The sequence below is a fragment of the Selenomonadales bacterium 4137-cl genome, from assembly GCA_032334055.1.
Classification (GTDB): Bacteria; Bacillota; Negativicutes; order Sporomusales; family UBA7701; genus Anaeroselena; species Anaeroselena agilis.
In genome coordinates this window covers 105,403-117,338 of the sequence record JAUOZS010000001.1, presented here as the reverse complement: position 1 = coordinate 117,338, position 11,936 = coordinate 105,403, and the positions used below count along the sequence as shown (strand labels likewise).

Genomic DNA, 11,936 nt, shown 5'->3' with positions numbered 1-11,936 from the left:
ACCCGCCGCGGTACATCCTCTGAACTCAGGCCTGTCCCCGCTCCCTCTCGAAAGCTTTAAGTTTCCGGTAAAGAACGGTCCGATAAATCCCCAGCCGTTTGGCCGCCTCGCCAATCCGCCCTCCACATTCTCTCAGGACATGGTCGATATACTTTTCCTCCACGGTACGCGTCACATCTTTCAGCGAACCCGTCAAGCCAAGAATCTTGATGCAGTCGCTCCGCGAAATCCCGCTCGAAAAGGACGAAACTGCCTGAAGGCAATCCGCCTGGTAATCCTGCAGATGTTGAATCACTTTCCGCTCCACCGCGTTACGCAGTTCCCGGACATTTCCCGGCCAAGCGTTCGACTGGAACATTTCCAGCGTCTCGCCGTCAAACTCGTAAGCGGTCTTGTGCTTTCTGTTGAAATCGTCCAAAAACTTAAGGGCAAGCACCAGCGTATCCTCCGGTCTGTCCCGCAGCGGCGGTATCCGGATCGGGATAACATTCAGACGATAATACAGGTCCTCCCGGAAAAGGTACTCCTCCGACATCTTCTTAAGATCCTGGTGAGTCGCGGCGATAAGCCGGAAATCGATCTTCCGGGCGGTATTGCTTCCCAGCCGCCTAACCTCGCCTGTTTCCAACACCCGCAGAAGTTTTGACTGGAGCGTCAACGGCAATTCAGCGATCTCGTCGAGAAACAGCGTCCCGTTATGGGCGGCCTCGATAAGCCCCATCCGACCCTCGCCTTTGGCGCCGGTAAACGCTCCTCGTTCATAGCCGAACAGCTCGGATTCCACCAATTGCTCGGGAAAAGCCGCGCAGTTGACGGCGATGAACGCCTCGTTGAACCGTTTGCTATGGCGGTGGATGTACTTGGCCAGTACCTCCTTGCCTGTTCCCGACTCCCCGTTCAACAAAACCGTGCTGTCCGTCTGGGCTACAGCATGCGCGGCAAGCAGCACTTGGCGCATCGCTTTGCTCTCGGCAACAATCGTATCCGTTTCGAGCACATGGCTCCGCAGATACTCTATTTCCCGCTTGCGCTGATCCTGCTTCCCCCGTTCCTCCTTGCTGATGTATTTCTCGACCGTGTCCTTCGGCCGGGCATGGGTTACCACCAGTATGACCTCGCCATTATCGTCCAGAACCGGCGTACTGGCGGAAATCATCGACAGATTGAGCTTCGTCTTCAATATGCCGCTTAAGACGCACTTTTTTTCCGCCACTTCCATGGCATAAGACTTTGTATAGTAACCCTTCTTTACCAAGTCCGCGACATTGGATTTCAGCAACTGGTCGAGCGACATATCAAGAGTAAGGGCGGTTGAAGAATTGGACAGCAACACGTTTCCTTGACTGTCAGTCACAAATATCGGGTCAGGAAAATTTTCAAAAATCTTCTCCAGATTCTGTTTAGCAATCTCTCTTCGTTTGGAGGAACTTACCGGATTAGGCATAGGCAACCTCCCGCGAGTTCATTTACGTTCGTTTAACTAATTCGCCGTTCTTGGAAGCCGAACGGGAGTATAACAACCCTGACGAAAGCGATCATCTGTCATAGACATCTGTTCTTGCCATATAACACAAGCAAATGCCATGCCAATATAGGGATATGGCTATTTATCCGTATTTTCAAATGTTTATGCATCTTTATTGTGCCAAATCGGCAACATTTTCGCAGAAAATTAAAAAATATGTACCGAATTCGGTACATATTTTTTAAGCGCCCCTGCATTCTTCCGCCGCCTTCACGCAGCGTAATCTTCACCGGCTAAGTACGATATAAGCACTCCCATTATTGCTTTTTCTGTCTGTATAAAGCCTCATCTGCTCTTTTGATATTTGCGTCGATATCTAATTCGACATCGTATTGCGCTACCCCAAAAGAAACCGATACCGAAAAAAGCTTCCCGCAGTAAGGAACTGTACTCGCCCCAATCGCCTGCCGTATTTTTTCCCCGACGACCTGTCCGCCGGCAAAATCGGTATCGGGAAGCAAAAACAAAAACTCGTCCCCTCCCCAGCGAGTAACGATATCCTGTTCCCGCACGGTGCGCCTCATTATGTCGGCAATTCCTTTCAGGACCGCATCGCCGCAATCATGGCCGACCGAATCGTTAATATCCTTAAAATTGTCAACATCCAAGAGGATAAGCGTCATAGCGCTCTTTGCCCTCTTGATCCTGGCGATCTCCTCCTGGATTTTTTGCAGCATATAGCGTCGATTAGGCAGGTTCGTCAAAAAATCTGTTATGGCTGAGATCTCCAACCTTGCCAGCGCTTCCTTAAGCTCTAAGTTTTTTGCCTCCAATTGCCTGGCATATGTTTTTAACTCCTCCCGCGACTGCTTCAACTCCAAATGAGTCTTCATCCGGGCACACAGCTCCAGCGCACTGAACGGCTTTGTTATGTAATCTTGCCCCCCTGCTTCAAAAGCCCTGACAATATCTTTCGGCTCGGAAACCACGGTAATAAAAATAATCGGTATCTCCGCCGTAGCCGATTGCCTTTTAAGAAACCGGCAAACCTCTAAACCGTCCATATCAGGCATAAGAATATCGAGCAAAATTAAATCCGGAACCGTCTCGGTCGCCTGCAAAATTGCTTCCTGTCCGCTGCTGGCCGTGCTCACTTCGTACTTATCGCCCAAAAGTCCGCTTATTATCTTTAAATTAATCAAGCTATCATCAACGATTAAAATACGAAACATAAAATCCCCCTGACCGAAAGTTCAGCTTGCGAAATAACGGATAACCATCGCTAATGAAGAAGCCGCCTCCCTTGAAATTACCGCATCCACCAAAGACTGCTGCCGGGATATCGCCTTAACCGTACCGGAATTGCTTTCAATGCGCTTAATCAACTTATCGAGTTCGGCAAGGACAGCTTCCGCTAAACCTTGTATGTTTCCAAAATCAAATAATACCCGCGGTTCGCCGGTCAAATACTCCTCAAGCTCGATCAACAGGGACTGGCAACTGGTCATGGTCAGATTATGATTGACTTTCACCAGAATCAGCTTGTTCTCCGCACAGATCTGGTAAGGCGGCAGATATTCGGGGGAACTTGCTCCCAGAGGAGAAAAAGAATCGGTGCACCCTTTCAGCCTTCTTACCAGCTCCCGATGCGTTTGCTGGTCAAACTTCTGCTGCAGAACATTGTTCAAGATCGCCGAAACTTTATCCAGCGTAATCGGCTTAATGATAAAATGCCTGGCCCCGCGTTCCAAAGCATCCAACACGATCTGGCGCTCCTCCATCGCGCTGATTACAATTATCCGGGCGTCGGGAAAAGTAGCGACGATTTTCGATGTAGCCTCGGCCCCGCACATCCCCTGCATGGTCAGATCCATCGTTACGATATCCGGCCGGTGTCTGGTATACTCTATAAAAGCCTGAGCGCCATTCTCCGCCTCGCTTATCACAGTATGCCCCAATGAAGTCATAATTTCCCGCAAGGCCTTCCGCGCCACCGCCGAATCATCGACTATCAAAACCCGCGCCACCTGATTCTCCCTTTTCCCTAAATTGCTCCAGCCGCCGGCCGGTAGGCCGTCCTCCTCTTTCAGCCTTTTTAAAAGCTCGCAACATTTCCGGTGATCGAAATTCTGGCGAAGGACATTCTCCAGCACCGCCGCGACTTTTTCCTCAGAAACGGGCTTAATGATAAAATGCCTGGCCCCGCGTTCCAACGCGTCGATCACAACCTGGCGTTCCTCCAGGGCACTGATTACGACAATCCTGGCATCGGGAAAAGTGGCGACAATCTTCGACGTCGCCTCAGCGCCGCTCATCCCTTGCATAGCCAGATCCATCGTTACCACGTCAGGCCGGTGACGGGCATACTCGGTAAAGGCTTGCCCGCCGTCCGCCGCGTCGCCGACTACCGTGTGGCCCAACCCCTCAAGAATATTCGTCAAAACCTTCCGCGCCACAAGTGAATCATCGACAATCAATATCCGCGCCAATCCCGTCTCGCCTCCGATCACCTAAGCTTTTTGCGCCAAAACTTTGTGAACACTATCAAGCAGCCTTTTTCTATCAAGCTTGAATTCATAAACATCGAACCCGGCGCGCAAACCCTTCTCCCTATTCTCTTCACCGCCCAGCGAAGTCAGGGCAATCACCGGCAAATGCCTGAGCGTTTCACTCTCCCTGATCGTACGGACCAACTCAAGCCCATTCATGAGCGGCATCTCGATATCGCTTATCACCACATCCACCGTTCGGCGAGACAGCATCTCGAAAGCTTCCCGGCCATTTTCCGCCGTAACCACCTCGAAACCGTCGCTCTCCAAATAGCTCTTTATCGTCCTGGCAAAAAAGGGCGTATCCTCCGCCAACAGAATCCGCGCTTTTTTCATCCCTGGCGAACCTCCGGTCTCAGGCAGAACACGCTTTCCCGCCGTCGCGGTTTTCAGGCCGTAATACTCTGGCGCCGCTTTCTCAAACAGCTCATAAATATTCAGCAGAGTAACGATTCTATCGTCCACCAGGGTGGAGCCAATGATGCCCCGCCCGGAAACCCCGCTTTCGTCAAGCTGTATCCGCGTTAAAATAGCATCGCAAATCTCCTCGGCGATAATGCCGACCGTGTGTTTAACGAATTTCGGCAAAATGACGTACAGCTTGGGAGGCTTGCGTTTTCGCCGGGCAATTGGCAAATAGTGCTCCGGCCGGATAATTCTGATCGTCTGTCCCTGAAACGTAAAATACTCTTTGGAGCCTATTTTCTGAACGCGGGAAGCTGCTATCTCCTCGACACGCGCCACCATCGCAAGATCGATCCCCAGCATTTCCCCGCCCGAGCATTTGAACAACAACAAATACTGCTGTTCCCTTCCCCGGTCGCCGCCCGACGGCAGCACGCTCTCTCCTTCGGCCTCCCTGGTCTCGCTGAGGTTGGCTTCCAGCCGGATGCTTTCAGGGTCGATAATCATGGCAATACGCCCATCGCCCAAGACGGTTACTCCGGAATAGCACCCGCACGCGCCGATTACCCTTGGGACCGGTTTAACCAATATTTCCTCCGTATCATAAACGGCATCGACAACCAGCCCGTACCGCAGGCTGCCGCTTTTAATCACCAGTATGCGAAAAGTCCGCCCCTCGTCTATAAATCGACTGCCCCAGTTCTGCCGGCCGCCCGTTTGACCGCCGGAGGTCCCCAAAACATCATTCAAATACACCAGCGGCAACAACTGATGGCGCAGCCTGAGCACCGGCGACGACTGAATGAACTCGATCCGCTTATCGCTGGTCTCTCCCGGCTGGATGAGAACAAATTCCTTCACATTGGCCTGAGGCACGGCGAAAGCGTCGCCGGCCGCCTCAACGATAAACGACGGGATAATGGCGAGCGTCAGCGGCAACATCAAGCGGAACGTGGTACCCGCCCCTTTTTCGGTATATATCTCGACCTTGCCGCCCAACTTCTCAATATTGGTCTTGACCACGTCCATACCGACACCGCGGCCGGAAATATCGGTAACCTGCTCCGCGGTAGAAAAACCGGGCCGCATAATGAAACTCAGCACATCCGTGTCGCGCATCGCCGCCGCTTCCCGGTCGGTTATCCACCCTTTGAGCACAGCCTTGGCCTTGACCTTCTCTATATCGATGCCGGCGCCATCGTCGCGAATATCGATGATGACCCGTCCGCTTTCCTGATACGCATGAAGAACGAGCGTACCCGCAGGCGGTTTATTGCCCGCCATCCTGCTCTTCGGCGGCTCGATGCCGTGATCCAGAGCATTACGTACAAGATGGGTTATCGGATCGACCAAAGCCTCAATAATAGAGCGGTCTAGTTCGACACTCATACCCTCCATTACCAGATCGACCTCTTTATCCATCTTGCGGGTCAATTCCCGGACAATCCGGGGAAATTTATTGAAGACATTTGCCACAGGCTGCATCCGTGTCTTCATGACCTTCTCTTGCAAACTCGTGGTCAGATTATCGATGCCCTGAGCCACAACGTCAAGCTGGGCTACATCCTTACCGGCATTTTGGGCTATCCGCAACAACTGATTGCGGCGTAAAACCATCTCCCCCACAATATTCAATAAATCGTCCAACAGCTCCACGCCCACCCGCACGGTCTCTCCCGTCAGCGCGACCCTCGCCTTGGCGTCCGATTCAGACGCCGGCTCACCCCGCCGCTTGGGACCTTCACCGGCGCTTACCATGACTTCGGGAGACGCAGGCTCCGTCCTGGGTTCCGGAGCCAACCGCGGAAGCACTCCGGCTACTTCCGTATTTGCCGATTCCTCCAGGGCGGTAAGCTGATTCCACATATCCCAGGCCGAAAGGCCACCTGCACCGGCCGGGCTCTCACGCCTTTCCTCCTTCTGAAAAAACGCTTTTACCGCCGCCACATATTCGGATACATCGCGGTCTTCCTGCTCCGCCGCCCGGCAGATAAGGTCCTTAAGCACATCCGTCGCTTCCAGCAAAACATCGACCATATGCGCCGTCACCTGGATTTTATCGTCGCGCAGCCGGCCAAAGAGCGCTTCCATAACATGGGACAGCTCCACAATCTTGGTCAGTTCGAAAAAGCCGGCGGTTCCTTTGATGCTATGCACTGCCCGAAATATCTCATTAAGCGTGGCGGCGTCGCAGTTAGCTTCATCCAGGCGTAACAAACCCGCTTCCACAGTGCCGATATGAGCCTTGGCTTCTTCAATAAACTCTCGTATCAACTCGCTGCTTGTATTCATTGCCATACACTCAAACCTTAAATTTCTCGACCAAAAGCTCCAGGTTATTGGCCGCTTCGCCCAGATAATGCGCCGATTCGCTCGTCAGCGACGCCTTGCCGGCCGTATCAGCGGTAGCGGCGTCCGCTTCCTGGATACTCTCGATAATTTCCTGAGCTCCCTGGGCGATTTCCTTGGTAGCGTTGGCAATATTGCTCATAACCGACGCCATTTTATCCGAACTGCTGGCGACCTCAGCCGACTTGCGCGAAATTTCGACCGTTGTTTCAAACATGGCCTTCACACCGTCGGCAGCGCCGGCGGCTCCCTGCGAAACCTGCCCCGCATTGGTGGCGATATCGCCGATCTCCTGGCTGATCGTCGCTACCTTCTGCACGCCGACCGCCATAGCACCGGAAATGTCGGTAGCGCTCTTGGTCTGTTCGGCGACCGCGGAAGCGATCGTATGAGTGATATCCTTGGTCTCGGCGATAACGCCAGTGATTTTTTCCACGGCAATCACCGCCTCGCCCATATCGCCTTGCATCTCTTCTATCTGCTGAGCGATATGCCTGGTCTCCTCCGCCGTCCGTTTGGCAAGCTCCTTAACCTCCGCCGCGACCACCGCAAACCCCTTGCCCGCCTCGCCGGCGCCAGCCGCCTCGATAGTAGCGTTAAGCGCAAGCATGTTGGTTTGCTCGGCGATACTACGGATAATATCGACAACCCCGTTTATTTGCTTTGACGCCTGACTAAGCCTGCGGATGATGGCGGTCGTTTCTTGCGACCGCTCGGCCGCCTCCGTTGTAATCCCGATAGACCGCTCGCATTTCGCACTTACTTGACCGAGAGACTGATTAATTACCGTAACAGCATTCGCCACATCATCCATCGCCGCGGACACATCTACGGCCGAAGCGGCGGCCCGGCTGATGCTCTGCGAAATTCCCTCCACAACGGCACTAACCTGTTTTACCTCAAGAGCCACCGTTTCCGCCGTCTTAGCGGAAACTTGGGCCGCCGCGGACATTTCGTTCGCCAGGCCGGCCACCGCATCGACCCCGTGGCTTACCTCCTCGGTAGAACTGGCCGTCTCCTCGATATTGGCGGAAATCTGCTCGACCGTCGCGCTCACCGTACAGATCTTTGCGCTCATTTCCTCGCTGTTGGCGGCTAACGTTGTGGAAATATCGATCAGGCCGACCGAGGCTTTCTTAAGCTTAAGCGTTGTTTCGCGAACATCGCCGATCATCGCGTTCAGCCCATCGAATGTATTATTCACCGCCCGCATGAGCACACCAAATTCATCATCCGAACCAACCTCGGCCCGCGCCGTGAAGTCTCCGGTTGCCACTCTGGCCATAACCGTCTGCAAATTGTCGATAGGCTTAATTATGAGCCTCGTCAGGAAAAACCCGGTAACGAATATGATAATCAAAGCAACCGCCAAGGGAGCTAGCAGCGAAATTTTCGTCATGGTCGCGAGTTGTTCGGTTACTTCCGCCACCGGAACACTCACGAGCAACCCCCAGTTGGTTCCCGGCACTGCCGCGTAGCCGGCGTATTTGCTTACGTCACCCCACGTATACCGGGCGACTCCCTTCCCGCCCCGGGCGGCTTGGCCTATCGCCTCCCGTAGACCTGCGTCGCTATTGCCTTCCTTGAGAAAATTGTATTTCATCACCAAATTCTTATCCGGATGCATTATCGCCTGTCCGTCCCCCTGCACAACAAACGCATACCCGGACTTGGCCACCTTAATCGCCGAAACGCGCTGCGCGAGCTCGTCAAGATACATGCTGCCGCCCATCACGCCGACGATCCGGCCCTCTTTCCTGATCGGGGCGGCCACAACAATAACCGGATGACCTGTTACTTTGGAATACACCGGGTCGGAAACGATCGTCTTTCCCTTCATTACCTCCGGGAAGTACGGACGATCGCCTATGTTTGAGCCTCTTCTCGATATCGACCCGTCGCTGTTGCGGGTACAGGCGAAATAATCGCCCTTCTCGTCCGATACGAATAGAACCTCGTACTGTTTCGCCCTACCCATTTCACCGGCCAGATACTGCCATATCGCCTCCTGATCGTCGCCGCGCACTAGCGGCGTATTGGCCAGTGCGGAAATATAGGACTTTTTTTCCTCCAGCCATAAGCCAGTCTCCTTGCTTGAACTGGCAGCGAGGGCCTTGATCGATTGCTCCGTGTTCTCGGCGAGCGCTTGGTGAGCCGTAAAGTAAATCAAAGAAGAAGAAATAGTCAACGCCACAACAAATGCGAGAATAATAATACCGATCAGTTTTCCTTTAATTGTTTTGGTCAGCATAGAAAACACTAGATCCCCTTCTTTCACCATTTACTGGCACGCCGCCGCGACTATCCGCTAATCCTTGGCTACCTCTTCCAGGCCGCTCGCCAGGCCCGTCGGAAACAGAAATATCTGGCCCTAATTGCTTGTCCATCCCAACAAAAAGCCGTCCTAGTCGCACCCGATGGGACGGCTTTGCACTCCACTCGGGAATTTTTGCGGATATTCCGCAAGCCGCAGTCTGCCCTTGGTACACATAATGAACGGTGGCGCCATCGAATAATCGCTGAAAATACCGGTACTAAACTTTAAAGCTCTTAACCAGCTCTTCCATATTTTTCGTCAACTCGCCCAAGTCATTGGCGGCGCTACTGACCAAAGAAGCATGCGCGGCCGTATTGGCGATTGCCTCGTTGGTTTCATGCATACTTCCCATGATCTCCTGTGTTCCTTGCGCGTTATCCTGCGTGGCTGTAGCAATGATATTCATGACATACCTCATGTCGTCCGAACTCTTTGCCACCTCCTTTGACTTCTCTAAAATATCTACTGTCGCCTCATACATAGACTTAACACCGGCAGCGGCATCGGCCGCGCTTTTGGTAACATAGCCGGTATTGTTGGCAATTTCGCCGATCTCCTCGCTTATCTTCTCCAACTGCTGAACGCCTATCGATATTGCCGCGGAAATATCCCCCAAACTTCCTGATTGTTCGGTAACAGCGCCGGCAATGGTTCTGGCTATATCGGCAGTCTCCTTTGTCACGCCGGCAATCTTGTCCACCGCCGCCACGGCGTCGGCCATACCCGACTGCATCTCCTCAATCTGCTGGGCAATAATCCTCGTTTCGTTAGTCGTCCGTTTCGACAACTCCTTTACCTCCGCCGCTACGACAGCGAAGCCTTTGCCCGCTTCCCCCGCGCCGGCCGCTTCTATGGTGGCGTTCAACGCCAGCATATTGGTCTGTTCGGCAATATTGCCGATAATGTAAACAACCTGATTGATTTTCTTGGAGGCGGCACTCAGCTTCTTTATGATATCGCCGGTTTCCCGTGACCGGCCCTCCGCCTCAAGGGCTATATCCAGGGATCGCTCGCACTTCTCGTTCACACTGTTCAACGACGTGTTGATGGTCTGAATAGCCTTGGCAATATTGTTCGTTGAATTGGAAACATTTACGGCGGAATCGGCCGCCCGATTGATACTCCTGGAAATATCCTCAATAACACTGCTAACCTTGCTGACTTCTCCCGAAACCGATTCCGACGTCATTGCGACCCTTTGCGCGGCTTCAAACATCCGGTTGGACAAATGGGCGACGGACTCCGCCTGCGCACTGACCTCCTCGGTCGAACTGGCCGTCTCTTCCAAGTTTGCCGCCATCTGCGTGACAGTCGAACTTACCGAACTGACCTTGGCGCTCATCTCTTCACTGCTTGCCGCAACCCCTGTCGCGACATCGATCATCGTCTCCGTCGACTTTGTCAATTCCCTTGTAGCCTCGCGGATATTGGCGATTGTATGATTTTGCGCCTGTTGCAACTTCTCCAGCATTGTATTCGCAGAAACCGTCAGCTCGCCAACCTCGTCGGCACTGTTGACCGGCAGCGCCTCCAGGTTGAGATTACCTGCCGAAATCTCTTTAATATAATCCCGCACCGTCTTTATCGGCTTCACTATCCGCATCCCCGTAAACCAGCCCAAAGCCATTGCCAGTATGACGCCCAGCACAAGCATTCCCGCAACCAAATACGTCAAGGCGGCCAACTCATGAAAAGCCTCGTCCTTCGGCACCGTCAGAACCATGATCTGACCGCTGGGCAATTTCCTGTAAGACCATAACATCGTTTTGCCGCGATACTGATACTCGGCAACGCCATCGTCATTGCCGCCCATCTTCGACGTCAAGCTTTTTAAAGCGCCATCTTCAACTTTACCTAAGTTATCCTCAACAGCGAAATCCGGGTGATATAAGAGCTGATAATCACTACCCAAAAGAATGCCAAAGCCGGTTTTCATATATTTTAGACTTTTCATCACAGCCTGGATTTTCCTGAAATCGATATCCATACCCACGATGCCAACCGACTGTCCGTTCTTGTAAATTGGCACTACATAAGAAATCATATCTACGTTAATATTGGCGTTATGGTATGGGGCAAGCCATACCGGCTTACCGGCTTTAACCGGGATGTAATACCAGCCGACATGTGCCAAATCGTTCTCATCATATTTGCTGAAATCGGTGGGAACCAACTGTTGAATAGCCCCACCGGTCGAAGTGGCGGCGTGAAATACCCCCGACGTTCCCTCAGCCAGTTTGGGATTAAACCTTACATAAAAAGCCATAGCCCCATCCGTGCTTCGGGCAACCCCGCTCGCTGCAGACCGGATTTGCTCTTCGAGCCTCTTCATGTACGCCGGGTCTTTCAGCTTACCCAAATCATCGTCCAGCGCCACCGTAACCATACTGGCCAGCGCATTGACGGAACTTTCGATTCTTGACATCGGCAACGTCAAGTCATTGGCGGCGACCACCGTTTTGTCATAAATGTCCTGCTTAGCACTTGACGATAATTTCTGGTAGCCGGCGTAATAAATCGCCCCGCCCAATAACAGCGTACCGACAACCGAACACACCATAATTGCCGCGATAATCTTGGTACTGATTTTGCCCATATGTCCATCACCCTAAAATAAATTTTCCACAACTAATAATTACTGCCAGTCACACTAATAAAGCTCCCTGGTGACTCAGCACGAGAGCCACACTGAGGAGCTTTAACATATCCTTACATAAAATGTAGTTAAGTACAGATTTCTCCACACATCTCCACTTTCCTGCAAAATTCTACAACAACAGTATTAATATCCGTTTACGGCATTGCCCCGCTTCGGCCCTTCCCCGCATAAAAGGGCCGGTCCCCCTCCGGG

At 52.7% G+C, this 11,936-nt stretch carries 6 protein-coding genes; all 6 read right to left on the bottom strand.

Going from position 1 to position 11,936, the window contains the following annotated elements; genetic code table 11:
• Positions 1-25 precede the first annotated feature (25 nt).
• Complete coding sequence (locus Q4T40_00530; protein MDT8899732.1) at positions 26-1,444, bottom strand: sigma 54-interacting transcriptional regulator; 1,419 nt, start codon at positions 1,442-1,444, stop codon at positions 26-28.
• A 338-nt stretch (positions 1,445-1,782) separates the two neighbouring features.
• Positions 1,783-2,697, bottom strand: coding sequence for a diguanylate cyclase (locus Q4T40_00525; GenBank protein ID MDT8899731.1), 915 nt, complete (start codon positions 2,695-2,697; stop codon positions 1,783-1,785).
• 21 nt (positions 2,698-2,718) lie between these two features.
• The gene (locus Q4T40_00520; protein MDT8899730.1) at positions 2,719-3,954 is read right to left on the bottom strand and encodes a response regulator; all 1,236 of its coding nucleotides are present in this window, start codon (positions 3,952-3,954) and stop codon (positions 2,719-2,721) included.
• Positions 3,955-3,975: 21 nt separating this feature from the next.
• The gene (locus tag Q4T40_00515) at positions 3,976-6,717 is read right to left on the bottom strand and encodes a chemotaxis protein CheW (GenBank protein MDT8899729.1); all 2,742 of its coding nucleotides are present in this window, start codon (positions 6,715-6,717) and stop codon (positions 3,976-3,978) included.
• Between the two features lie 4 nt (positions 6,718-6,721).
• A complete protein-coding gene (locus tag Q4T40_00510) occupies positions 6,722-9,019 on the bottom strand; it encodes a methyl-accepting chemotaxis protein (protein ID MDT8899728.1) in 2,298 nt (765 codons plus the stop codon).
• Between the two features lie 283 nt (positions 9,020-9,302).
• Complete coding sequence (locus tag Q4T40_00505; protein ID MDT8899727.1) at positions 9,303-11,681, bottom strand: methyl-accepting chemotaxis protein; 2,379 nt, start codon at positions 11,679-11,681, stop codon at positions 9,303-9,305.
• Positions 11,682-11,936: the final 255 nt, after the last annotated feature.